General features: G+C 71.1%; 26 protein-coding genes. 21 read left to right on the top strand and 5 right to left on the bottom strand.

Annotation, left to right across the window (positions count from 1 at the left end; translation table 11 throughout):
• The first annotated feature begins 38 nt into the window (after nucleotides 1–38).
• The 6 genes from ACZ31C_RS32130 (at nucleotide 39) to ACZ31C_RS32105 (ending at nucleotide 5969) form a co-directional block, all read left to right on the top strand.
• Nucleotides 39–1292 carry a M20 metallopeptidase family protein gene (locus ACZ31C_RS32130; protein ID WP_465798493.1) on the top strand — a complete coding sequence of 418 codons (1254 nt, stop codon included), beginning with the start codon at nucleotides 39–41 and terminating at the stop codon, nucleotides 1290–1292.
• Between the two features lie 64 nt (nucleotides 1293–1356).
• The gene (locus ACZ31C_RS32125; protein WP_465798492.1) at nucleotides 1357–2364 is read left to right on the top strand and encodes a Gfo/Idh/MocA family protein; all 1008 of its coding nucleotides are present in this window, start codon (nucleotides 1357–1359) and stop codon (nucleotides 2362–2364) included.
• A gap of 15 nt (nucleotides 2365–2379) precedes the next feature.
• A complete protein-coding gene (locus tag ACZ31C_RS32120; RefSeq protein ID WP_465798491.1) occupies nucleotides 2380–3678 on the top strand; it encodes an ABC transporter substrate-binding protein in 1299 nt (432 codons plus the stop codon).
• Nucleotides 3679–3739: 61 nt separating this feature from the next.
• Entirely contained in the window at nucleotides 3740–4699 is a 960-nt protein-coding gene (locus ACZ31C_RS32115) for a carbohydrate ABC transporter permease (protein WP_465798490.1), read from the top strand.
• Nucleotides 4696–5529, top strand: a complete 834-nt coding sequence (locus tag ACZ31C_RS32110; protein WP_350699892.1) for a carbohydrate ABC transporter permease — start codon at nucleotides 4696–4698, stop codon at nucleotides 5527–5529. Before ACZ31C_RS32115 ends, ACZ31C_RS32110 begins: the two co-directional genes overlap by 4 nt.
• A 122-nt stretch (nucleotides 5530–5651) precedes the next feature.
• Nucleotides 5652–5969, top strand: a complete 318-nt coding sequence (locus ACZ31C_RS32105) for an L-rhamnose mutarotase (protein WP_465798489.1) — start codon at nucleotides 5652–5654, stop codon at nucleotides 5967–5969.
• 52 nt (nucleotides 5970–6021) lie between these two features.
• Here ACZ31C_RS32105 and ACZ31C_RS32100 read toward each other — a convergent pair whose 3' ends face one another.
• Nucleotides 6022–7152: a mandelate racemase/muconate lactonizing enzyme family protein gene (locus ACZ31C_RS32100; protein ID WP_465798488.1), complete on the bottom strand. Its 1131-nt coding sequence runs from the start codon at nucleotides 7150–7152 to the stop codon at nucleotides 6022–6024.
• A 130-nt stretch (nucleotides 7153–7282) separates the two neighbouring features.
• Between ACZ31C_RS32100 and ACZ31C_RS32095 the strand changes: the two genes are divergently transcribed.
• The 8 genes from ACZ31C_RS32095 to ACZ31C_RS32060 are packed head-to-tail and all read left to right on the top strand — an operon-like array spanning nucleotide 7283 to nucleotide 13915.
• Nucleotides 7283–8218, top strand: a complete 936-nt coding sequence (locus tag ACZ31C_RS32095) for a thiamine pyrophosphate-dependent dehydrogenase E1 component subunit alpha (protein WP_350699898.1) — start codon at nucleotides 7283–7285, stop codon at nucleotides 8216–8218.
• A complete protein-coding gene (locus ACZ31C_RS32090; protein WP_465798487.1) occupies nucleotides 8211–9191 on the top strand; it encodes an alpha-ketoacid dehydrogenase subunit beta in 981 nt (326 codons plus the stop codon). The genes ACZ31C_RS32095 and ACZ31C_RS32090 overlap by 8 nt, the downstream gene beginning before the upstream one ends.
• The gene (locus ACZ31C_RS32085) at nucleotides 9188–9949 is read left to right on the top strand and encodes an SDR family NAD(P)-dependent oxidoreductase (RefSeq protein ID WP_465798486.1); all 762 of its coding nucleotides are present in this window, start codon (nucleotides 9188–9190) and stop codon (nucleotides 9947–9949) included. Before ACZ31C_RS32090 ends, ACZ31C_RS32085 begins: the two co-directional genes overlap by 4 nt.
• Before the next feature lie 43 nt (nucleotides 9950–9992).
• The gene (locus ACZ31C_RS32080; RefSeq protein ID WP_396748133.1) at nucleotides 9993–11312 is read left to right on the top strand and encodes a hypothetical protein; all 1320 of its coding nucleotides are present in this window, start codon (nucleotides 9993–9995) and stop codon (nucleotides 11310–11312) included.
• The gene (locus ACZ31C_RS32075; protein ID WP_465798485.1) at nucleotides 11309–11608 is read left to right on the top strand and encodes a YciI family protein; all 300 of its coding nucleotides are present in this window, start codon (nucleotides 11309–11311) and stop codon (nucleotides 11606–11608) included. Before ACZ31C_RS32080 ends, ACZ31C_RS32075 begins: the two co-directional genes overlap by 4 nt.
• A complete protein-coding gene (locus ACZ31C_RS32070) occupies nucleotides 11608–13176 on the top strand; it encodes a hypothetical protein (protein WP_465798484.1) in 1569 nt (522 codons plus the stop codon). The genes ACZ31C_RS32075 and ACZ31C_RS32070 overlap by 1 nt, the downstream gene beginning before the upstream one ends.
• Nucleotides 13177–13234: 58 nt before the next feature.
• The gene (locus ACZ31C_RS32065; RefSeq protein WP_117226897.1) at nucleotides 13235–13513 is read left to right on the top strand and encodes an ArsR/SmtB family transcription factor; all 279 of its coding nucleotides are present in this window, start codon (nucleotides 13235–13237) and stop codon (nucleotides 13511–13513) included.
• A gap of 12 nt (nucleotides 13514–13525) precedes the next feature.
• Nucleotides 13526–13915, top strand: coding sequence for a VOC family protein (locus ACZ31C_RS32060; RefSeq protein WP_465798483.1), 390 nt, complete (start codon nucleotides 13526–13528; stop codon nucleotides 13913–13915).
• Nucleotides 13916–13988: 73 nt separating this feature from the next.
• Here ACZ31C_RS32060 and ACZ31C_RS32055 read toward each other — a convergent pair whose 3' ends face one another.
• Nucleotides 13989–14669, bottom strand: coding sequence for a lytic polysaccharide monooxygenase auxiliary activity family 9 protein (locus ACZ31C_RS32055; RefSeq protein WP_396748143.1), 681 nt, complete (start codon nucleotides 14667–14669; stop codon nucleotides 13989–13991).
• A gap of 252 nt (nucleotides 14670–14921) precedes the next feature.
• Entirely contained in the window at nucleotides 14922–15746 is an 825-nt protein-coding gene (locus ACZ31C_RS32050) for a helix-turn-helix domain-containing protein (protein ID WP_465798482.1), read from the bottom strand.
• A 102-nt stretch (nucleotides 15747–15848) separates the two neighbouring features.
• On the opposite strand from ACZ31C_RS32050, the gene ACZ31C_RS32045 reads away from it, so the two are divergent.
• The 5 genes from ACZ31C_RS32045 (at nucleotide 15849) to ACZ31C_RS32025 (ending at nucleotide 19979) form a co-directional block, all read left to right on the top strand.
• Nucleotides 15849–16763, top strand: coding sequence for an oxidoreductase (locus ACZ31C_RS32045; RefSeq protein WP_465798481.1), 915 nt, complete (start codon nucleotides 15849–15851; stop codon nucleotides 16761–16763).
• Nucleotides 16764–16892: 129 nt separating this feature from the next.
• Nucleotides 16893–17261 carry a hypothetical protein gene (locus ACZ31C_RS32040; RefSeq protein ID WP_465798480.1) on the top strand — a complete coding sequence of 123 codons (369 nt, stop codon included), beginning with the start codon at nucleotides 16893–16895 and terminating at the stop codon, nucleotides 17259–17261.
• Between the two features lie 144 nt (nucleotides 17262–17405).
• Entirely contained in the window at nucleotides 17406–17681 is a 276-nt protein-coding gene (locus ACZ31C_RS32035; protein ID WP_465798479.1) for a hypothetical protein, read from the top strand.
• Nucleotides 17678–19273, top strand: a complete 1596-nt coding sequence (locus ACZ31C_RS32030) for a sensor histidine kinase (RefSeq protein WP_465798478.1) — start codon at nucleotides 17678–17680, stop codon at nucleotides 19271–19273. The genes ACZ31C_RS32035 and ACZ31C_RS32030 overlap by 4 nt, the downstream gene beginning before the upstream one ends.
• A gap of 28 nt (nucleotides 19274–19301) precedes the next feature.
• Nucleotides 19302–19979, top strand: coding sequence for a response regulator (locus tag ACZ31C_RS32025; protein WP_465798477.1), 678 nt, complete (start codon nucleotides 19302–19304; stop codon nucleotides 19977–19979).
• A 55-nt stretch (nucleotides 19980–20034) separates the two neighbouring features.
• Here ACZ31C_RS32025 and ACZ31C_RS32020 read toward each other — a convergent pair whose 3' ends face one another.
• Nucleotides 20035–20409 carry a cupin domain-containing protein gene (locus tag ACZ31C_RS32020; RefSeq protein WP_465798476.1) on the bottom strand — a complete coding sequence of 125 codons (375 nt, stop codon included), beginning with the start codon at nucleotides 20407–20409 and terminating at the stop codon, nucleotides 20035–20037.
• A 79-nt stretch (nucleotides 20410–20488) separates the two neighbouring features.
• Between ACZ31C_RS32020 and ACZ31C_RS32015 the strand changes: the two genes are divergently transcribed.
• Complete coding sequence (locus ACZ31C_RS32015; RefSeq protein ID WP_465798475.1) at nucleotides 20489–20962, top strand: MarR family winged helix-turn-helix transcriptional regulator; 474 nt, start codon at nucleotides 20489–20491, stop codon at nucleotides 20960–20962.
• A gap of 118 nt (nucleotides 20963–21080) precedes the next feature.
• Complete coding sequence (locus ACZ31C_RS32010; RefSeq protein ID WP_465798474.1) at nucleotides 21081–21716, top strand: TetR family transcriptional regulator; 636 nt, start codon at nucleotides 21081–21083, stop codon at nucleotides 21714–21716.
• A 48-nt stretch (nucleotides 21717–21764) separates the two neighbouring features.
• Here ACZ31C_RS32010 and ACZ31C_RS32005 read toward each other — a convergent pair.
• On the bottom strand, nucleotides 21765–21866 hold a 102-nt coding region (locus tag ACZ31C_RS32005; RefSeq protein WP_350699943.1), incomplete at its 5' end, for an acyl-CoA dehydrogenase family protein.

The following is a 21866-nucleotide window of genomic DNA, read 5'->3' as shown; positions in this document are numbered from 1 at the left end:
GTCTCAATTAGGTCCGGATTGCAGGTCGTGAGCGAGGGGTGGGCCGAGTGGCGCGGGGACACGACGGGGTTGATGAGCTGGTACGGCTGAGGCGTCAGCTCCATCGTTACCCCGAGCTGCGGTTTACTGAACACCGCACGGCTGAGGTGTTGGCCGAGAAGCTTCAGCCGTTCGGGCGGTTGCGGACCGGTATCGCCGGCACCGGGCTGCTACTCGAACTCGATGGTCACCTCCCGGGACCGTCGGTCCTTCTTCGGGCCGATATGGATGCCTATCCCGTGCAGGACGCCAAGACCGAGCCGTACGCGTCCACGGCGGCCGGGGTCTGTCACGCCTGCGGACACGACGTGCACATGACCGTCGCCTACGGCGCCGCCGCCCGGCTCGCCGCCGATCCGCCGGCCCGGGGCTCGGTGACCGTGCTGTTCCAACCGGCCGAGGAGATCCCGTTCGGCGAGACCTCCGGCGCCGCCGCCGTCCTCGTCGACGAGGCGCTGCGCGGCCGGCGCTTCGACGCCGTACTCGGACTGCACTGCTGGCCCGACCTGCCGGTCGGCACCCTCGGCGTGGACCGCACCACCGCCATGGCGGCCAAGGACGCGTTCCGCGTCGAGGTCCTCGGCCGGGCCGCGCACGCCGCCACCCCGGCGTTGGGCCGCGACGCCATCCTCGGGCTCAGCGGCATGGTGAACATGCTGCACGCCGCCGTGGCCCGGTCGCGCAACGCCGACGAACTGGTGGCCTTCAACATCGGCACCATCTCCGGCGGTGCCAGCCAGAGCCAGGTCGCCGGGTACGCGGAGGCCACCGGCACCCTGCGCACCCTCGACGAGGGCGTCCGCGACCGGCTCAAGACGGTCATCGAGCGGGTCGCCCGCCAGCAGGCCGCCGCGCTCGACCTCGGCGTCCGCTTCACCTGGGCCAACGAGATGCCGCCGGTGCGCAACGCGGCCGAACTCGTCGCGCTCGCCCACACCGAGCTGCCCGGCCTGATGCAGGTGACGGAGATCGCGGTGCCGCCGCTGACCACCGACGACTTCGCGCTGCTCGGCGCGCTCGGCCCCAGCCTGTACGTCAAACTCGGCGTCACCGGCGAGCGCGGGGGCGCGCCCCTGCACTCCGGCTCGTTCGACGTCGACGAGCGGTGCCTCGACGTCGGCGTGACCGCCTTCGAACGGCTCACCCGAGCGGTGCTGGACGGCCGACTCACCGCAGGCCCGAACGGCAGCGCTGCGGCGAGCGTACTGGCGCCCGCCGGGCCGGACGCGACCGTGGCGGCGGTGACGGCATGAACCGCGTCGTCAGGTGCGTTGCCCCGACGCCCGTCCAGGACACACCGTGTGGTGGAGGCGCGGCATGACCGCCGCGCCGGAGGTCGCCGTCGTCGGCGCGGGAGCGTTCGGGCTGCGGCACGTCGCCGCGTACCGGTCGCTCGGCGTACCCGTGACCGCGCTGGTCGACCCGGACCCCGCCGTGCGCGACCGGGCCGCCGTCGCGCACGGCGTCGCCCGCACCTTCGGCACCGTCGAGGACCTGCTCACCGCCGGCGCCCCACAGGCCGCCTCGGTCTGCGTGCCCGGACCCGCCCACCGGGCGGTCGCGGTCGCGCTGCTCGCCGCCGGGGTGCCGGTCCTGGTCGAGAAGCCGCTCGCGGCCACGGTCGCCGACGCCGCCGCGATCGTCGCGGCGGCCCGTACCCACCGGGTCCTCTGCCAGCCCGGACACATCCTGCGCCACAGCGCCCCGCACCGGGCGCTGTACGACGCGGTCCGCGCCGGCCGACTCGGCCAGGTGCTGGCCGTCTCCTCCCGCCGGGACCGGCCGCGCGCGCTCAGCCGGATCTTCCCCGACGAGCACCCGGCCCTGCTCACCGCCGTGCACGACGTCGACCTGGCCATCTGGTACGCCCAGTCGCCGGTGGTCGAGGTCCGCGCGACCGCCCGGACCCGACCGGGACCGGCCTCGCCGGTCCTGGTGTGGGCGGAGCTTCGGCACGCCAACGACGTCGTGTCGTCGATCCGCAACAGCTACCTCCTGCCTGACACCACGCCCAACCACACCTCGGACCTGGTCGAGGTGTACGGCACCGACGGGGTCGCCCACGTCGACCTCGGCCACCCCACGCTGCTCGTCCAGGCCGAGCAGACCGAGGCGCCGGACTGGCTGCTCTCGCCGGCCGACGGCGGCGGCGCGCTCGCCGCCGAACTGCGCCACTTCGTCGGTCAGGTGACCGGCACCGAGTCGTCGGCGGTCGTCCCGCTCGCCGACGGACTGCACGTGGTGCAGGTCGCCACGGCCATGGCCGACAGCGCCGCCGCCGGTGGCGAACCCCGTCGGATCTCCTCCCCCGAACCCCTCTCCTGACAGGAGCTTGCGCCGATGTTTCGTCGTAGATTGACCGGCGTCCTCGCCGCCGGTGTGGCCACCGCCGCGATGCTGGCCGGATGCGGGGGCGGTGGCGACGCCGCCGACGGCCCGGTCACGCTCAAGGTGCTCACCTGGGAGCCGGGCGGCTCCGAGTACTGGCAGCAGGTGAAGACGACCTTCGAGGCCAGCCACCAGAACATCAAGCTGGACCTGCAGTCGGTCCCGTTCGACAAGTACCCGGAGGTGCAGGGGCCGTACATCACCTCGCAGTCCGGGCCGGACGTGATGGCCAACAACGCCGGGCTGGAGCTGTTCGACCGGCGGGGCGCGTACGTGCCGCTGGGCGACCGGGCCGCCGAGATCAACAAGGACCTGGTCACCTACAGCGGCGCCTGCGAGGGCTTCGACACCAGCAAGGCCTGCTTCGGCGTGCCCTTCTCCTACCAGGGCAACGTCCTGTACTTCAACAAGGACGTGCTGCGCGGCGCCGGGCTGGACCCGGAGAACCCGCCGGCCACCTGGGACGAGTTCGGCGCCGCCTGCGAGGCGATCAAGAACTCCGGCAAGACCTGCCTGGCCCTGGGCCTGTCCGGCACCTTCCCGGCGTACTGGGACTTCCCGGAGATCGCCCGCAACTACCTCACCGAGGACGACATCCGCGGCCTGCTCACCGGCACGCTGTCCTGGAAGGACCCGAAGCTCGTCCAGGTCCTGGAGAAGCTCGCCGAGATCACCACCAAGGGCTGGACGAACAAGAACGCCCCGTCGATCACGATGCTGCCCGACGGCGCGGACATCTTCCAGCGCGGTGACGCCGCCTTCGCCGGCACCATCATCTCCGACGCGGTGAACTGGGAGGCGTTCGGCAAGGCCCTCGGCGACGACAAGCTCGGCGTCACCCGGTGGCCGGTGATCAACCCGTCCGCGCCGCTGGCCGAGAAGTTCTCCGGCATCGAGGGCGCCGTCTACGGCGTGACCCAGTGGAGCGAGAAGAAGGAAGCCGGCCTGGAGTTCATCACCTGGCTGGCCGGCAAGGAGAACGGCGAGCTGTGGGTGAAGCACGCCAAGGGTCAGCCGCTGAACAAGAACGTCGACCCCGCGTTGCTGCCCTCGTCGCCGGCCTTCAAGAAGATCCAGGAGTTCGTGGCCGAGCCGACCCTGCACGCCGGTGTCATGCTCTCCGGCCCGGAGGCCGACGCACTGGCCCGAGGCTGGCAGCAGATCACCCTCGGTCAGCTCACCGTCGACAAGTGGGCCGACCAGATGCAGCAGGCGCTGGAGCGCAGCCCGACGAAGAAGCAGGGCAACTAGTCGCACCGGGTGGGGTGGCCGGGCGCCACCCCACCCGCCAGCCTCCGGGGAGGACAGCCCGATGAGCATCTCCACCGCGTCGGCCGCCGATTCGGCCGTCGCGACGAACCCACCCCCGCCGGTACGCCGCAACCGGCGACCTCGGCACGCCCGGGAATGGTGGCTCGGCGCCCTGCTGGTGCTGCCGGGGATGGCCCTGGCGGTCACCTTCAAACTGGTGCCGCTGATCCGGGGCGTCATCACCAGCTTCGAATCCTCCAGCGGGTTCGGCGACAGCTCGTTCGCCGGCTGGGACAACTACACCCGGATGTTCGACGACCCGGTGGTGCTGGCCAGCTTCCGCAACGCCCTGCTGGTGGTGGCCACCCTGCCGGTCTGGATCGTGCTGCCGCTGGTGCTGGCGGTGCTGATCCACCAACGGGCACCGGGCTGGAAGTTCTTCCGGGCCGTCTACTTCGTCCCGTACACCATCGCGCCCATCGTGGTCGGCATCATGTTCCGGCAGATCCTCAGCCCGGACGGACCGATCAACGCCCTGCTGCGCGCCGTCGGGCTGGAACCGCTGGCCATCGAATGGCTCAACGGGCAGAACAGCGCGCTCTTCTCGCTCGTCGCGGTGGCGCTGTGGAGCTTCTTCGGCCTCGGCGTGATGACCTACCTGGCCGGCCTCGCCACCATCCCCGAGGAGGTGCTGGAGGCCGCGTACCTCGACGGGGCCAACTTCTGGCGGCGACTCTTCTCGGTCGTGGTGCCGATGCTGCGTCCCACCGTGGCGTACTGGAGCGTGCTCTGCGCCTCCGGCGTGCTGATCTGGCTGTTCCCGCTGATCTACGCGTTGACCCAGGGCGGACCCGGCAACGCCACCATGCTCCCCGAGTACCTGGTCTTCCTCACCACCTTCCAGTTCCTCGACCGGGGGTACGGCTCGGCCATCGGCATCGCCCTGTTCGTCTTCGTCGCCGTGTTGTCGATTTTCAGCGTGCGGCACATGTTCAAAGAGGGGACCCGGAAGCCGCGATGAACCGGCGACACTCCGCCCAGATCGGGCGCTACCTGTTGGTCTTTGCGTTGGTGGTGGTCGCGGTGGCGGCGCTCTACCCGCTGCTGTTCACCGTGGTCAGCTCGCTCAAGACGCAGACCGGGTTCGCCCAGGACCCGCTCGGGTTGCCCGCCGGGATCACCTTCGAGAACTACGTCGAGGCGTTCAAGCGGATGAACATGCCCCGACTGCTGCTCAACTCCATCATCACCACGGTCGGTGGCCTGGTGTTGTCGGTGCTGGCCGCGATGCTGATTGCGTACACGGTGACCAAGCTGCGTTTCCGGGGCGGCAAACTGGTCTTCCTGTTCATCATCATCACCCTGACCATCCCCAGCCAGGCGATCATCTACCCGCTCTACCAGACCGTGCTGGACCTGGGCATGTCCGGGGAGTACCAGGGCCTGATCCTGGCGTACGCGGCCTTCGGTCTGCCGCTGGGCACCTACCAGCTCGCCGGCTACTTCCAGCAGGTGCCCGACGAGCTGATCGAGGCGGCCCGGGTCGACGGGGCCGGACACTTCACCATCCTGTTCCGGCTGCTCGCCCCGATCGCCACCCCCGCACTGGCGGCGCTGGCCATCTTCAACTTCGTCTGGATGTGGAACGACCTGCTGCTGCCACTGGTCATCATGGGCGGCTCGGACTCCAAGACGCTGATGGTCGGCGTCTCCCTGCTCAGCGGCCAGTACGACGTGTCGGTGCCGCTGGTCAGCGCCGGCCTGATCGTGGCCCTGCTCCCGGTGCTCGTCATCTATCTGGTGTTCCAGCGCCAACTCGTCTCCGGTGCGCTCGCCGGCTCCGGCAAGTGAGCACGCCGACCGACCGACCCGACCCGGATACTCCTCAATGTCCGAGCGCGGGTCACCCCGGTCCCGTCCCCGACCCCGGCACCGGATCGGGGGCGGGACCGGCCCGCGGGCCGGGAGTGCAGGTGTGCCACCTGTACCGCCTGCGTCCCGGGGCGGAGGCCGAGTACGAGCGCCGGCACGTCGAGCTGTGGCCGGAGATGGCCGCCCTGCTCGACGAGGCGGGCGTGTACGACTACCACATCTACCGGCACGGTCTGCTGCTGATCTGCGTCCTGCGGACCCGGTGGGGCTTCGACCACGCCGGCCGGGTCACCGGCGCCTCCGAGGTGCAGGCGCGCTGGACAGCGTCGTTGTCGCACCTGTTCGCCGAGATCGCCGACGCCGACGGCGAGCCGCTGTGGGCCTACCCCGTCTTCGAGCACCCCGGCCGTCGGATGTAAGGAGGGGTCCCCTGCTATGCACGAGGCGTTAGCAGGGGACCCCTCCTTACATCTAGACGGCGTACGCGATGGAGCCGTCTGCGCGGTGGGGGATGCGGGTGAGCGGGCGGCCGGTCAGGTCCAGCGGGGTCTCGTCGGTGAGGTCCAGGGTGACGCCGAGACCGGGCTCCTCGGGGATCGGCAGGAACCCGCCCTCGCGACGGACGCAGGCCCGGGCCGGACCGTCGGCCAGAAGGTCGTCGAGCGGGGAGTACTCCTGCGTCACGAAGTTCGGGATCGCCGTGTCCAGGTGCACCGAGGCCATGGTGAGCAGCGGCCCGAGGCAGTTGTGGCTGACCACCGCCGCGTGGTACGACTCGGCCAGCGCCGCGATCTTGCGGGCGTGGCTGATGCCGCCGGCCAGGCCGAGGTCGGGCCGGACGTACTGGGCCCCGCCCTGCGCCAGCAACTCCTTGAACTCCCAGATGGTGTGCAGCCGCTCGCCGTTGGCCATCGGCACCCCGAGCGCGCGGCGGCTCAGCTCGGCCTGGCTGCTGACGCTGTCGATCTGGATCGCGTCCTCGACCATCAGCGGGTGCAGCCGACCGACCGCCGGGACGACCGCCTCGGCCTGCAACGGGGTGAGCTTGCGGTGCAGTTCGATGAGCAGGTCGACGTCGGGTCCGACCGCGTCGCGGACGGCGGCGGTGGTGGCCGCGGTGTCGGTGACCAGCCGGGCCAGCGACAGGTCGCCGTAGTCCGCCGGCAGCGGGTCGAACTTCACCGCGGTGAACCCGTCGGCGACCGCCGCCGTGGCCTGTGCGGCGAGGTCCTGCGCGCCGGTGCCGGGCAGCAGCAGGTGCAGCCGGATCCGGTCCCGGACCCGACCGCCGAGCAACTGCCAGACCGGTACGCCGAGTCGCTTGCCGAGCAGGTCCCACAGTGCCAGGTCGATCGCGGAGACGGCGGCGGTGAGCACCGATCCCCGGAACGGCCCCATCCGGTACAGGTGGTGCCAGTGGTGCTCGATCCGGCTCGGGTCGGCGCCGAGCAGGTGCGGGCGGAACGCCTCCACGACCGCGTGGACCGCTCCCGGATACCCCCAGCAGGCGGACTGTCCGACGCCGACCAGCCCGGTCGAGGTGTGCACCGCGACGAAGTGCGCGTCGCCCCGCACCACCGACTCGACGGCGGTGATCTCCATGCTGCCCCCAAATTAGAGCCCTATAACGGCCACAAACTTGCTCATGCACTCTTCCATAGCATGATGTCCCTGGTCTAGGCTCCAATCCGAACGAGCCGGAATAGGGCTCTAATTCATCTATGGGGGTGTGATGGGTCTGCCGGACGACTACCGGGCGATGGCCCGGATCCGCCGGTTCGAGGAGCGGCTGGCCGCCCTCAAGGACGACGGTGAGATCCCGGGCTCGATCCACCTGTGCAACGGTCAGGAGGCGATCCCGGTCGGTGCCGCCCGCGCGCTGCGCGACGGTGACCACGTGACCGCGACCTACCGGGGGCACGGCTGGGCGCTGGCCCGGGGCGTGGACATGACCGGGCTGTTCGCCGAGATGATGGGTCGTGACTCGGCGGTCAACGGCGGCCGGGCCGCCTCGCCGTACCTCTCCGACCCCGGACGCTGGTTCATGGGGGAGAACTCCATCGTCGGCGCCGGAGTGCCGATCGCCACCGGTGCCGCGCTCACCGCGCAGCGCACCGGCAGCGGCGCGGTCTCGGTGGTCAGCATCGGTGACGGCGCGATGAACCAGGGCAACGTACACGAGGCGATCAACCTCGCCGCCGTGCTCGACCTGCCGCTGGTCCTGGTGGTGGAGAACAACGTCTATTCGGAGATGTCCCGCATCGAGGACATGGTCCGCATCCGACAGCTCGCCGAGCGCGCCGCCGGGTACGGGATCCCCGGCCGGGTCGTCGACGGCAACGACCCGGACGCGGTCGCCGAGGCCGTCACCGAGGCGGTCACCCGCGCCCGGGAGGGCTCCGGCCCGTCCATCGTGGAGGCCATGACCGAGCGCCTGGTCGGCCACTACAGCGGCGACGTGCAGCACTACCGACCGGCCGGCGAGATCGCCGCCGCCCGCGAACGCGAGCCGCTGGTCCGGATCCGGGCCGCCGCCGACGCCGAGCTGACCGCCCGGCTCGACGCCATCGACGCGGAGGTGGCCGCCGAGGTGGAGGCCGCCGTCGCCGCCGCCCGCGAGGTGCCGTTCCCCGACCCGGCGACCGTCAAGGAGTACGTCTATGTCTGAGTCGCTGCGGTACATCCAGGCCGTGAACGCGGCGCTGGCCTGGTCACTGGAGAGCCGGTCCGACACCGTCTACTTCGGTGAGGACGTCGCCCTGCCCGGCGGCCCGTTCGGTGCCACCAAGGGACTGCACAAGCGGTTCGGCAGCGACCGGATCTTCGACACCCCGATCTCCGAGACCGGCTTCCTGGGCATGGCGCTCGGCGCGGCCATGACCGGCCTGCGGCCGATCGCCGAGATCATGTACGCCGACTTCTCCTTCGTGGCGATGGACCAGATCGTCAACCAGATCGCCACCATCCGCTACTCCAGTGCCGGCCGGTGGAAGGCCCCGCTGGTGATCCGGATGCAGCAGGGGTACTCCCCGGGGGCCTGTGCCCAGCACTCGCACTCGGTGGAGGCGTACTTCGCGCACACCCCCGGCCTGCGGGTGGCGCTGCCGTCCACTCCGGACGACGCGTACCAGATGCTGCGCACCGCGGTGACCAGCGACGACCCGGTGGTGGTCGCGGAGGCCCGGATGCTCTACCCGACCCGGGGCCCGGTCCGCACCGACGCGCCGGTCGAGCCGATCGGCGGCGCCCGCGTGGTCCGCGACGGCCGGGACGCCACCGTGGTGGCCTGGTCCCGGATGGTCCCGGCGGCCCTCGCCGCCGCCGACCAACTCGCCGCCGAGGGGATCGAGACCGAGGTGATCGACCTGCGGTGGCTCAACCCGCTGGACTTCGACACCGTCGGCGCGTCGGTCGCGCGCACCGGCCGTCTGGTCGTCGCCCACGAGGCGAACCTGACCGGCGGGTTCGGTGCGGAGATCGCCGCCCGGGCCGCGTCCGAGTGCTTCGCCGACCTGAAGGCCCCGGTGGCCCGGGTGGCCGCCCCGGACGTGCCGATGCCGGCCGCCCCGGCGCTGCAGAAGGCCGTGGTGCCCGAGGCGGAGCACGTGGCCGAGGCGGTCCGCGCGACGGTCCGCCGGTGACCGGCGTCGCCCCGGCGACCGGCCTGCTCACCGGCCGCCGGGTGGTGGTCGTCGGCGGTGCCTCCGGCATCGGGCTCGCCACGGTCCGGGCGGCCGCCACGGCCGGCGCGGCCGTCGCGGTGCTCGACGCCGACGCCGCCGGCGCCGCCGGTGCCGCCGCGCAGGCCCGCGCCGCCGGGGCGACCGCCGTGGCGCACGTCGTGGACGTGACCCGGGAGGCGCAGGTCGCCTCGGTGTTCGACGCGGTCGCCGACGACCTCGGCGGCATCGACGCGGTGCTGCACGTCGCCGGGATCATGCGCGGGCAGGGCACCGACGTCACCGATCTGCCGCTGGAGCTGTGGCAGCGGGTGATCGAGGTCAACCTCACCGGGCCGTTCCTGGTCGCCAAGCACGCCGTGCGACACCTTGCCGACGGCCACGGGGTGCTCGTCCTGGTCGGTTCCAAGGCGGGCGTGCTGACCGGATCCGGCTCGGTACCCTACGGCGCGAGCAAGGGAGGACTGCACGGCCTGGCACTGACGCTGGCCCGGCACCTCGGTCCACGCGGGATCCGGGTGCACACCCTCTGTCCCGGCGACATCGACACACCGCTGATGCGGCGGTCGCTGGACGAGGCACGGGCCAACGGCACGGACGGTGCCCAGGTCTCCCGGATCGAGGCGGCCCTGGGCCGTCCCGAGGACGTGGCGTCGGTGCTGACGCTGTTGGCGGCACCGGCCAGCGCCGGCATCGCCGGCACCGTCTACACCGGCTGAGCAGCCCGAGGCGACGGCGAGGCGACGACGTGGAGGCGGCAGCGTGATCGGGATCATCGGCCCGGAGGACTCGATCCGGCTCGTGCAGGAGGTGGCGGCCGGGGAGGGCCGCGCGGAGGAGGTGACCACCCGCGCGTACACCGACCCGGAGCAGGCACCGCACCTGGCCCGTGAGCTGGACGACCTGTGCCAGGTGCTGCTGTTCACCGGGCGCATCCCGTACGCCTTCGCCGCAGCGGCCGGTGGGCTGCGTGCCGAGATCGACTACATCCGACACGCCGGGATCGACCTGTACCGCACGCTGTCCCGGATGCTGCTGGCCGGCGGCGGGCGACTGCCCCGGGTCAGTGTGGACACCATCGAGGCGGACACCGTCCGGGAGACGTACCACGACATCGAACTGACCCCGCCCACCGACATCCTGCCGATCGCCGACTCGTCGGGCCTGCTCTTCTCCGGGCTGGCCGAGATCACCGCCTACCACCGCGAGCGGTACGAGTCCGGCGCCGTCGAGGCGTGCCTGACCTGCCTCGGCGCGGTGCACCGGGAACTGCGCGAGCGCGGGGTGCCGGTCTGGCGCGTCGAGCACACCCGGGCCTCGGTCCGCGACGCGCTGCGCCGGGCTTGGCTCGCCGCCGAGGTACGCCAGTCCCGGGCCACCCAGATCGCGGTGATGATGATCGAGGTGGCCGAGTCGGCGAGCCGCCCGCAGGACCCGTACCAGGCGGAACGGCAGCGCCTGCGGCTGCGCGAGGCACTGCTGGAGCACGCCGAGCGGATGCGCGGGCGACTCAACACCATCGACGACCGGACGCTGGTCATCACCACCACCCGGGGCACCGTGGAGAGCGCCATCGCCCGGCACCGGGCCGGGCACGCCTCCCTGCTCAGCCTGCGCGGCGTCGACGGGGACCACACCGTCGGCTTCGGCGCCGGCACCACCATCGCCGCCGCCGAGGCCAACGCCCGCCAGGCGCTCGCCCTGGGGCGCGGTGGCGAGACGCACGTGGTCTTCCCGGACGGGGAGATCTACTCCACCCGGGAGAGCGCGGTCAAGCAGCGGCTGCGCGAGACCGCCCCCGGCGTGCTGCGGGTCTCCGAGCAGCTGCGCCTCGGGCCGCTGTCCACCCGACGGCTGCTGGAGGCGCTGCACCAGATGGATCCCAACCAGGTGACCGCGCGGGGTCTGGCCGACGCGTACGGGGTGGAGACCCGCTCGGCCCGCCGGCTGCTCAAGTCACTGCGCGCGGCCGGCTTCGCCGAGGAGGTCGGCGTGCACGTCAGCACCGGAGCCGGCCGGCCGCAGAGCGTCTACCGGGTGGCCCTGCAACGCCTGGTCGGGGCGATCGGGGCGAACGAGTGATCTTCGAACCGACCTTCCTGGTCACCGCCACCTTCGCCGCCGACGCGGTCCACCGACGCGAGCCGCACCGCACGGCCCACCTGGCCCACGTACGCGGACTGCTCGCCGACGGCACCGCCCTGCTCGCCGGGGCCCGCGCCGACCTGAGCGCCTCCGTCCTCGTGCTCCGGGCACCCGACGCGGCGGCCGCCCGCGCCCTCGTCGAACACGATCCGTACTGGCGACACCGGGTGTGGACGGCTCTCGACGTCGTCGACTACCTGGCCGCCACTCCGCAGTCCCTCGGGAGGTCATGATGTCGTACCGCCAGATTTCCGGCGTCCGGGTGCACGGCGCCGAGCACGCGCCGTTCGCGGCCACCCTGCTGGTCGAGACGCTGGGGGAGGGGCCGGAGCCGGTACGGTTCGTCCCCGACCCGGCGCTGCCCGAGGGCGGCTTCCGGGTCGAGGTGCCGGCCACCGGGGAGATCCGCGTCGTCGGCGATCCCTTCGCCGGCCTGGTCTACGCCGTCCGGGACCTGCTGGCCCGGGCCACCCCGGCCGGTCTGCCGGTCGGGTCGCACCAGAGCGCACCAGGGCTGCCGCTGCGGACGCTGTGGACCTGGGACCACTCCACCAACTGGGACCTGCGCCAGCTCGGCCAGCAGGAGATCGGTGCGCTCAACCCGTACGCCAAGGGCGCCGACGCCTTCGGGGCCGACTACCGGCGGCTGGTGGACTTCTGCAGCGCCGAACGCATCGGCGGGATCGTGGTCTACGGGCTGCTGCGCGACGCCCACGGCGGCGTCGAGGCGGCCCGCGACCTGTGCGAGTACGCCAACGCCCGGGGCGTACGCATCATCGCCGGGGTGGGCATCAACGCCTACGGCGGCATCTACTTCGACGGACGGCACCGCTACAACCTCGCCACCTGGCTGCGGCAGCGCCCCGATCTGGCGGCCGAACTGCCGAAGAAGGTCGGCTTCGACATCGACGAGTTCGGCGACCTGCACTTCCCGGCCAGCGAGTACATGATGGCCGCCTGCCCGTCGCAGCCGGAGAACCTGGCCTGGCACCGCGACGCCATCGACTGGCTGCTGGACACCCTGCCGGTCGGCGGGATCAACTTCGAGACCGGCGACTACGGCAGCTGCGCCTGCGCGCGGTGCGTCGACCGCACCGGTGGCGAGCGCACCTCTTGGTCGTACGAGGCGATGCGGTCGGTGTACCCGACCCTGCTGGACACCGCCCGCCGACCCGGCCCGGCCGGGGTGCCGCTGCGCCACCTGGTCGAGGTGTACTGGGACAACATCTTCGACCTCGACGCGCAGAGGCCGCTGGCCGACCTGCCCGACGACGTGGCGTACCAGTACTGCGTCAACCGGGGCTTCTGGTATGACAACCGGGACCGGCTGACCGCCGAGCACGTGGCGGCACTGCCGCACCGCACCAACGTGCTGCGCACGCACGCGGGGTCGCAGTGGAACCGGCAGCGGCACTCGTGGGTGCCGGAGATGTACACCGACATGGCCACCCGGACCGCCGCCGCCGGCATGCGCGGGTTGACCATCTTCGCCGAGGCGTCCGCGTACCACCCGACCAACGAGATCAGCTACCTGGCGTACGCCCGGTTCTCCTGGAATCCGACGCTGACCTGGGACGACTTCTGGCGTGACGAGGTCACGCCCCGGTTCGGCGGGTCGGCCGAGGCGGAGGCGTTCCGCGACGGCGCGGCACTGCTGGACGACCCGGCGGCCGAGGCGGAGGCGTTGCGCAAGGTGGGCGGCGACGCCCTGTCGATGGTCGCCGCCACCAGCGGTGACGTGCAGCGCCGCTGGCTGTGGCTGGCCGAGCGGACCGCCCGGCACGCCCACTCGATCGGCTGAGCCCGACGGAGCGTGGCGGACTTGACAGGCAAGTCGCTGCTTGCCTATAAATGTGCGGGTGGACGCGGAACCGGATCTGTTCAAGGCCCTGGGTGACGCGACGCGACGCATCATCCTGGACGAGTTGGTCGACCGGGATGGCCAGACCCTGTTCGAGATCTGCGGCCGGCTGACCATGAAGCACGGTCTGACCTCGTCACGTCAGGCCATCTCGCAACACCTCGCGGTGCTCGAACAGGCCGGGCTGGTGCACGTCCGGCGACAGGGCCGGTACAAGTTCCACCACATCGACACCGGCCCGCTGCGCGCGATCGCCGAGCGGTGGCCCACCGACTGAGAGGAAGCAACCGTGCTTCGCATCAACATCACCAGCGTGGTGGTCGACGACCAGGCGAAGGCGCTCGCCTTCTACACCGAGAAGCTGGGCTTCGTGAAAAAGACCGACGTGCCGGCCGGTGAGGCGCGCTGGCTCACCGTGGTGTCCGCGGCCGACCCGGACGGCGTGGAGCTGCTGCTGGAGCCGGAGGGCCACCCGGCGGCCCGACCCTTCAAGGAGGCGTTGGTCGCCGACGGCATCCCGTACACCCAGTTCGCCGTCGAGGACGTCCACGCCGAGGTCGAGCGCCTCAAGGGGCTGGGGGTGCGGTTCGTTCAGGAGGCGACCGACCTGGGCCCGGTGGTCACCGCCGTGCTCGACGACACCTGCGGCAACCTGATCCAGATCGCCGCGATGAAGTAGCGCGAACGCGGCGGCTCCGGCCCGGGACAGGTCCCGAGCCGGAGTCGATGCCGCAGTGGGCGGTGTTACCGGATCAGCCGAAGTTCACGTCGCTGCACCACATGTACGCCTGGTCGAGGTGGGATGCCTGCCAGATGACGAACACGATGTGGTGTCCGGTGTATCCGGACGTCGAGACGTTGAAGCTGATGTTCTGAGCCGGGGCGTAGCGCCCGGTCTGCGTGATGAAGTCCAGGTTCCCCCAGCCGAGGGTCTGGGTGGCGGGGTTGAACCCGTTCTTGCTGACGTACACCCGGAAGTAGTCGGCGCCGTGGCTCGCCTGGTCGTACAGCTGGACCGTGAAGTTGTTGCTGACGTTGGTCCTCTTCCACGCCCCGGGCTGGTTCAGGCTGTTGTTCCGGGACAGACCGTTGCTGCACAGCTGCCCGTCGGGAGTGCGAGCCTGGAAGTTGCCGCCCAGCCCGTCCCGCAGCGCGCTCATCCAGTTCCACATGGTGTCCGGGTTGGATTGGAACGCCTGCCAGCACATGGGGTCCTGCTGCTGCATGGCCGGGTTCGTGTGGTTGCTGCCCCAGGTTTGCCAGCACTGGTACGCCCGGGACGCCGGGTTGATGATGGTGCCGTGGGCCTGCGCGGCACCGACCCAGGGGATCATCCCGGCCATCATGGCGAGCAGCAGTACGAGCGCCCGAAGCGGCTGGCGGGCAGCGGACCGGACTCGCGAGCCGGACTGGTCGGGCTTGTGTGAACGCACGTTACGTCCTCCGTTCGGCGATCGGATCGACATGGGAGCGCTTCCAAGGCCCAGCATTACACCGATGTTTCCGATTATCAACGATGGTCGATGAATGATCGATGTGGACGGACTGGATGCGGTTGGTCCGAGTCGCCCACAATCGCAGCTCAGCGGGGCTTTCGGGCGGGGCCCGTCGACGGCCCAAATTTCATTTCCGGAAGTCGATGCGTGTCCAGTTCGTCCGGATTGGCCGGTAGGGACCGGCCAGCCTCACCCGGCGTACGCGGCGAGCAGCGACAGCCGCTCGGCGGCGGCACTGCCCGGGGCGGCGGTGTAGGCGATCAGGATCGGCCCCCTGCGCCCCGGCGGCGTGTAGGCGTCCCAGTCCAGGCGCAACTCGCCGACCTGGGGATGTGCGAAGACCTTGCTGCCGTGGACCGACTCGCGGACGTCGTGACGGGCCCAGAGCCGGCCGAACTCCTCGCTGCGGATGGTCAACGTGCCGACGATCTCCTGTGCGCGCGGGTGCTCCGGATCGGCGGCCACCGCCGCCCGCAGGAAGCCGAGGTAGTCCAGCACCGTCTCGCGCCACCCGGCGCACCGGTCCCGCGCCTCGGCGTGGGTGAACATGTCGATCAGCACGTTGCCCGGGCCGATCCCCGGATAGAGCGCGGTGGCCATCCTGTTCCAGGCGAGCAGGTCCAGGTGACGGCTGATCACCACGGCCGGGGTGTGCAGGCTGTGCAGCAGCCGATGGATGCTCTCCGGGACCGTCTCCCGGGTGCGCCGACGGGGTGTCGGCGGCCGCTGCGCCCGACGCGCGAGGGCGTGCAGGTGGCGGGTCTCCTCGGCGTTGAGAGCGAGGGCACGGGCGATGCCGGTCAGCACGTCGTCGGAGGGGTGCACGTCCCGTCCCTGCTCCAGGCGCTGGTAGTAGTCGGTGCTCACCCCGGCGAGCAGAGCCAGCTCCTCGCGGCGCAGGCCCGTGACCCGGCGGCGCGGCCCGGGCGTCAGACCGAGGTCCTCCGGACGTAGCCGGGACCGGCGGTTGCGCAGGAAGTCCGCCAACTCGCGGGTGTAGGCCGTGGTGGTCACCACCCGAGTCTGCCGGGCCGGTGCGACCGCAGGGTAGGTCCCTCGGTCCCAGGTTGGCGAGGTCTCTCCGACGGGCCGCACGGCCTCCTAGCGTCGACGGACATGTCGAACTGGACCGAAGCACAGATTCCCGACCAGCAGGGACGCCGAGCGGTGGTGACCGGGGCGAACTCGGGTGTGGGGCGGGTCACCGCCCTGGAACTGGCCCGCCACGGGGCCTCGGTGGTGCTCGCGGTGCGCGACGTCGCGGCCGGTGAGCAGACCGCCGCCGACATCCGACGCCGGGTTCCGGGGGCCGACGTCGAGGTGCGGCGGTTGGACCTGGCCTCACTCGACTCCGTCCGCGCCTTCGCCACCGCCCTGACCGGCCCGCTCGATCTGCTGGTCAACAACGCCGGGGTGGCACTGACCGGGCCCCGTCCCGCCCTCACGGCGGACGGATTCGACATGCAGATGGGGACGAACGCGCTCGGCCCGTACGCGCTGACCGGCCTCCTGCTCGACCGGTTGACCGCCGGACGGCAGCCTCGGGTGGTCACCGTCTCGTCGATCGTGCACCGGCGCCGTGGCCTGGACCTGGCCGACCTGAACTCCGAGAAGTCCTACCACGGCCCGACGGCGTACTCGAGGTCCAAGCTGGTCGCCACCATCCTCGGCCTGGAGCTGGACCGCCGTCTGCGGGCCACCGGATCACCGGTGATCAGCGTGCTCGCCCACCCCGGGATGACCGCCACCAATCTCACCCCGCGTGCGCTGGCCGACCGCACCGTGTTCCTCCGCGCCGTCGGGCGGCTCAGCGCGCTGCTGATCAGCCGAGTCGAGGCCGGCGCCAGACCACAGCTCTACGCGGCCACCGCGATCGGCGTACGTGGTGGGCAGTTCTTCGGGCCGCGCGGTCTCCAGGAGATTCGGGGGCCGGTCACCGAGGTACGGGCGAGCGCACCGGCACAGGACCCGGACAACGGGCGGCGGATGTGGGCGGCGGCCGCTGGGCTGACCGGCGTCCGATACCTGTGAGCTGGTCGCGAATGGAGGAAGGTCGCACTTTCGTCGTACCGCGCTGCTTCGCGGATCCGACGAAGCACTGACGATTCGGCGACCGATTCTCGAGAAGCTGGACCTCCCCATCACGACGGAGGAACTGTCATGCGAAAAGTCGGCCTCATCATCGCCGCCGTCATCGTCGTCCTGTGCGGTGGCATCGGGTGGACCGTCTACCAGGCGATCGCGCTGGGCAAGGAGGTGCTCGGGGCCGGCGTCACGCGGGAGCAGTTCGACGCACAGCAGGTGGGAACGGCCGAATCGGACGTCCGCGCCGCGCTGCCCGAGCCGCTGAGCGGGATGCGCGACAAGGACCTCTATCCCGACGACCCGGGACGGCAGGGCATCCCGGTCGACGCCTCGTGCGCCTATTTCACCGTGGCGCCGGTGGGCGATCCCGGCCCGGAGCTGTGGCGATTCTGCTTCGTCGACGGGGTGTTGAAGGAGAAGCGGGGCATCACCATTCCGGAATGAACGCGACACCGAGAGTAAGTCACCGCCCGGGTGTGCAGCACCCGGGCGGTTTCTCGTACCGGGTGCGGGTCAACGAAAGTGTGAGGCCTGTTTCCGTCGTCCGCCAGACGCCGACCCGGACCGGCTGTCGCAACACTGTGGAGCATGACAGCGATCGTGGCTCTGTGCATCGGTGTGGTCGGCGTGGTGATGCTCGTCGTCGCACAGGTTCTGCGTCGGCGGGCGTCGAGGATGACCGATCGTGGCACGCCGGAACTCACGGCGCTGCACGCGGAGATTCGGGACACCCTCGATCGAGCCGGTTGGGTGGCGTCGGTCAGGATCTACCGCAGGCGGACCGGGGCCGGGCTGCTGGAGGCGTACCAGGCGGTCGACCGGATCGCCCACGACGAGAGCCGAGGGCGAGGTTCGACCCGATGACCGTGGGCAGTCACACGTGGCGGGGGGTGGCCCGGTGGCGGGAGCGGGCCGGCCTGACCGGGGTGTGGCGGTGGGTCTACGAGATCAGCCTGGTGCTGCTGGTGACCGTGGCGGCGACGTTCCCGGCGGCCACCGCCGACTGGTACCCGCTGATGCCGTGGCTGGTCGGGGTGACCACGCCGATCCTGATGGTGCTGCGGTTGACCAACCCGCTGCCGGCCTACGTCGCCGCGGCCCTGGTCGGTCTGGGCACCGGTGGGCAGAGCAGCCTGCTGCTGGTGGTGCTGAGCGCGTCGCTCGGCTACCGGGTCGCCCGGTGGTGGCAGGTCGCGGCCGGGCTGTCCCTGGCCTGGGCCTGCTACGTGGGATCCGTCGGTTGGACGGATCCGCTGGACGTGGAACTGGTGGTGGCCTACTCGGCGTTGTTCGTGCTGTCGGCGGCGCTGCCGGCCGGGGTCGCGCGGTTGGTCCGTCGGCGGCGGGTGCTACTGGCCGCCATGCACCACCGTAACGTGCAACTGCACAGCCAGCAGAGCGAGGTGGCGCGTCAGGCGCAGACGCGGGAGCGGGCCCGCATCGCGCGGGACCTGCACGACTCGCTGGGACACAAGCTCACGCTGATCTCGCTGTACGCCGGGATGCTGAGAACCGCCGACGACGACGGGCGATCCGAGGCCGCCGATCTGGTCCGCCAGACGTCCTCGGCGGCGATGACCGAGCTGCGGCAGATCCTGGGCATCCTGGGGCAGGACGACAGCCAGTCCGCGGTACGTCCGCTGACCGGCCTGGACGAGTTGGCCGCGCGGGCACGTGCCTCCGGTGCCGAGGTGGAGATCGCCCGCGAGGGGGAGCCGCGACCGCTGGCGGCGCTGACCGAGCACGCCGCGTACCGGGTGATCCAGGAGGGACTGACCAACGCGCTGCGCCACGCCCAGGGCGGCGCGATCGTGCTGTCGCTGCGGTACGAGCCGGACGCGCTGGTGGCCGGCGTGACCAATACCGTGGGGCAGCGGGTGGTGCGGGCCACCTCTGGGCAGGGGCTGCTCGGGCTGACCGAACGCGTCCGGGTCGCGGGCGGCATGCTCTATCACGGGTCGACCCCGGACGGCGGGTTCCGGTTGGCGGCCACGTTGCCGTACCCGGGCGACGAACGCGCCGCACCCACGGCCGAGCACCGGCCGCCGCCCGCCGCCGAACCGGAGGCCGACTTCACGGCGCTGATGGACCGCGACCGCCGTCGTTCCCGGCTCGTCCTCGCCGCGACCGCGCTGTCCGTCGCCGGTTGCCTGGTGCTCTGCGCCGCCGGGATCTGGGTGATGACGGCGCTTGTCATCGTCGACCGCGACACCTACGACGCGGTCCGGGTCGGCCAGCCGGAGGCCGAGGTACGCGAACGGCTGCCGGATCCCGAGGCGGCGGTGACCGGAGCGGTCGGCGGTCGGGACGTACCCGGGGCCGTCTGCGTCGACTACCAGGCGTCTATCCTGGACCGGCACGACACCGACGCCGAACTCGGCCAGACCCTGTACCGGTTCTGCTTCCGCGACGGGGTGCTCGTCGACAAGCAGACCTTCCAGGAGCAGCCGTCATGACCCCACGACGACGGCGGAGGTCGAGGCGATGACCGTCCCCCTGCGGGTCCTGCTGGCCGACGACGACTCGCTGATCCGTACCGCGATCCAGACCATCCTGCATCCGGCCGCCGACATCGACCTGGTCGCACAGGTCGGTGACGGGCGGGCCGCCGTCGAACAGGCCGTGCGGCAGCGGCCGGACGTGGCGCTGCTGGACATCCAGATGCCGGTCCTCGACGGCCTGGCCGCGCTCCGGGAGATCCGGCACCTGGCGCCCGCCGTCCAGGTGGTGATGCTGACGACCTTCGGTCAGGACGAGTACGTGGCGCAGGCGCTGGCCGCCGGTGCGGCCGGTTTCCTGCTCAAGGAGTCGGCCGCCGAGGAACTCGCGTACGCGATCCGCGCCGCCGCGACCGGCAACGCCTACCTGTCCCCGAAGATCACCCGTCAGGTGCTCGACCGGCTGCCCGCCGCGACCGTCCGTCCCGAGGAGGACCTGGTCAAGGTGGGCATGCTCAGCAGCCGGGAACGCGAGGTCCTGGTCCTGCTGGCCCAGGGGCTGTCAAACGCCGAGATCAGCCAGCGACTGTTCGTCTCCGAGGGCACCGTCAAGACGCACGTCTACCGGGTGTTCGCCAAGCTCGGCTGTGACAACCGCGTGCAGGCGGCGATGCTGGCACAACGCGCCGGGCTGTTGGAGCCGCAGGCGGACTCGACACGCTGACCGGAACCCGGTCCGCTGCCTCCGTGCGGCCGTGGAGTCGACGCTCCGGGGTGGGTCACTGCGCCCAGGGCAGCGGCACCTTGTCGTCGCTGTCCGGCAGCATGGCCTTGCCGCCCACCTTCATCGCGACCAGCGCCTGGGCGGGGCCACCGACGGTCTTGAGCTGACGCATGACACCGCCCGGAAGGACGAGCGCCTGGCCGGCCTTGACGAGCTTGGTCTCGTCGCCCACGGTGACCTCGAAGGTGCCGGAGATCGGCATCCACACCTGTTCGGCGTCGATGCCGTGCACCGGCGTGGCCGCGTCCTCGCCCACCTCGACCCGCCAGGTGCTCACCTCCGCGCTGCCCTGGCTCGGGCCGGCGAGACCGAACATCCGGCCGGCGGGGGTGGTGGTCGTGCGGGCTTGCGTCTCACTGATGACGTTCATCGGCGACCTCCGAGTAAACTAGCTTTACATGAGTGGCGTCAGTAAAGTCCTCCCTGCGGGCTGTGTCAAGCTTCTTTGCATGGCTGACCCCGACCCGATCGAGCGAACTCCGCTGACCTTCCTGTTGGGCATGGCGTTCCAACTCGTCCTCACCGAGTTCGTCACCGAACTCGACGCGATCGGCTACGACGACCTTCGTCCCATCCACGGATTCGTCTTCCAGTTGTTGCAGGGGTCGGGTGCCACGAGCACGGAGCTGGCCGGGCAACTCGGTGTGACCAAGCAGGCGGCCGGGCAGATCGTCGACTACCTCGAAGGTGCCGGTTACGTCGAGCGCCGCCCGTACCCGCTCGGTGGTCGCCGCAAGCTCGTCGTCCTCACCGACAAGGGCCGCGAGCACATGCGTACCGCGGGGCGCACCCTGACCGAGATCGAGTCCCGGCTGGCCGTCAGCCTGGACGACGAGGGGCTGACCGCGCTGCGTCAGGAACTCGCCCGGGTGATCCGCGACATCGCCGGTGACGACCTCCCGCCCCTGCGACCCGTCTGGTAGCCGCCGGCGGCCGATTCGTAGTCACCCGGATGAATCGCCGGGCGCGTGCCCCCACAACCTTCCGACCGGGCGGTAGGATGACGGGACATTGACGGGGTACCGAAGGCGGAGGCCACAGATGGCTCGTGCGACGTCCAGCCGGCCGGCGACGACCCGACGTCGGCAGCGTTGGCCCGACGGCTACGACCCGGAGAACACCCGTCGATCCCTGATCACGAGCGCCCTCGAACTGTTCGAGCGCCGGGGCTTCGACCGCACGTCGGTACAGGAGATCGCCGACCAGGCGCGGCTCACCAAGGGCGCCTTCTATCACCACTTCGAGAGCAAGGACGACCTGCTGCGGCACATCCAGGAGGAGTACCTGGAGGCGCAGCTCGCCGCGATCGAGCGGATCGAGAGCGGCAGCGACGACCCGAAGGTGCGGGTCGCGGAGCTGATCCGGCTCAGCCTGACCAGCGTGGCCGAGTACCGCGCCCACGTCACCATCTTCTACCAGGAGCGGCGCTACCTCACCGGTGACCTGTTCGCCGAGGTGACCCGCAAGCGCGACCGGTTGGAGTCGGCCTTCGCCGGCATGATCCAGGACGGCGTCGCACGCGGTGTGTTCCGTGCCGACGTCGACTCCCGGATCGTCACCTTCGGGCTCGTCGGGATGTGCGCCTGGGCCTACCAGTGGCTCAACGTCGGCGGCAAGCTCAGTGTCGACGACGTGGCGCGCCAGTTCAGCGCGATGGTGCTCGACGGGCTGGTCTGACCCGACCCGGCCCGGAGCCGCCGAGCGGCTACCGGGCCGTCACGAGATTCAGCCGTTGAGCAGTTGGCGGGCCATCACGATGCGCTGGACCTGGTTGGTGCCCTCGTAGATCTGGGTGATCTTGGCGTCGCGCATCATCCGCTCGACCGG

This window comes from Micromonospora sp. NPDC023869, from assembly GCF_055559695.1.
The sequence above is the reverse complement of the archived record's forward strand: the minus strand, read 5'-3'. Positions and strand labels throughout refer to the sequence as shown.

Bases quoted from the DNA above. Each gene is read 5' to 3' on its own strand.
- ACZ31C_RS32025 (WP_465798477.1), top strand. From the start codon at position 19,302: ATGACCGTCCCCCTGCGGGTCCTGCTGGCCGACGACGACTCGCTGATC.
- ACZ31C_RS32030 (WP_465798478.1), top strand. From the start codon at position 17,678: ATGACCGTGGGCAGTCACACGTGGCGGGGGGTGGCCCGGTGGCGGGAG.
- ACZ31C_RS32020 (WP_465798476.1), bottom strand. From the start codon at position 20,409: ATGAACGTCATCAGTGAGACGCAAGCCCGCACGACCACCACCCCCGCC.
- ACZ31C_RS32035 (WP_465798479.1), top strand. From the start codon at position 17,406: ATGACAGCGATCGTGGCTCTGTGCATCGGTGTGGTCGGCGTGGTGATG.
- ACZ31C_RS32100 (WP_465798488.1), bottom strand. From the start codon at position 7,152: ATGGAGATCACCGCCGTCGAGTCGGTGGTGCGGGGCGACGCGCACTTC.
- ACZ31C_RS32045 (WP_465798481.1), top strand. From the start codon at position 15,849: ATGTCGAACTGGACCGAAGCACAGATTCCCGACCAGCAGGGACGCCGA.
- ACZ31C_RS32015 (WP_465798475.1), top strand. From the start codon at position 20,489: ATGGCTGACCCCGACCCGATCGAGCGAACTCCGCTGACCTTCCTGTTG.
- ACZ31C_RS32095 (WP_350699898.1), top strand. From the start codon at position 7,283: ATGGGTCTGCCGGACGACTACCGGGCGATGGCCCGGATCCGCCGGTTC.
- ACZ31C_RS32090 (WP_465798487.1), top strand. From the start codon at position 8,211: ATGTCTGAGTCGCTGCGGTACATCCAGGCCGTGAACGCGGCGCTGGCC.
- ACZ31C_RS32120 (WP_465798491.1), top strand. From the start codon at position 2,380: ATGTTTCGTCGTAGATTGACCGGCGTCCTCGCCGCCGGTGTGGCCACC.
- ACZ31C_RS32125 (WP_465798492.1), top strand. From the start codon at position 1,357: ATGACCGCCGCGCCGGAGGTCGCCGTCGTCGGCGCGGGAGCGTTCGGG.
- ACZ31C_RS32110 (WP_350699892.1), top strand. From the start codon at position 4,696: ATGAACCGGCGACACTCCGCCCAGATCGGGCGCTACCTGTTGGTCTTT.
- ACZ31C_RS32040 (WP_465798480.1), top strand. From the start codon at position 16,893: ATGCGAAAAGTCGGCCTCATCATCGCCGCCGTCATCGTCGTCCTGTGC.
- ACZ31C_RS32070 (WP_465798484.1), top strand. From the start codon at position 11,608: ATGTCGTACCGCCAGATTTCCGGCGTCCGGGTGCACGGCGCCGAGCAC.
- ACZ31C_RS32010 (WP_465798474.1), top strand. From the start codon at position 21,081: ATGGCTCGTGCGACGTCCAGCCGGCCGGCGACGACCCGACGTCGGCAG.
- ACZ31C_RS32115 (WP_465798490.1), top strand. From the start codon at position 3,740: ATGAGCATCTCCACCGCGTCGGCCGCCGATTCGGCCGTCGCGACGAAC.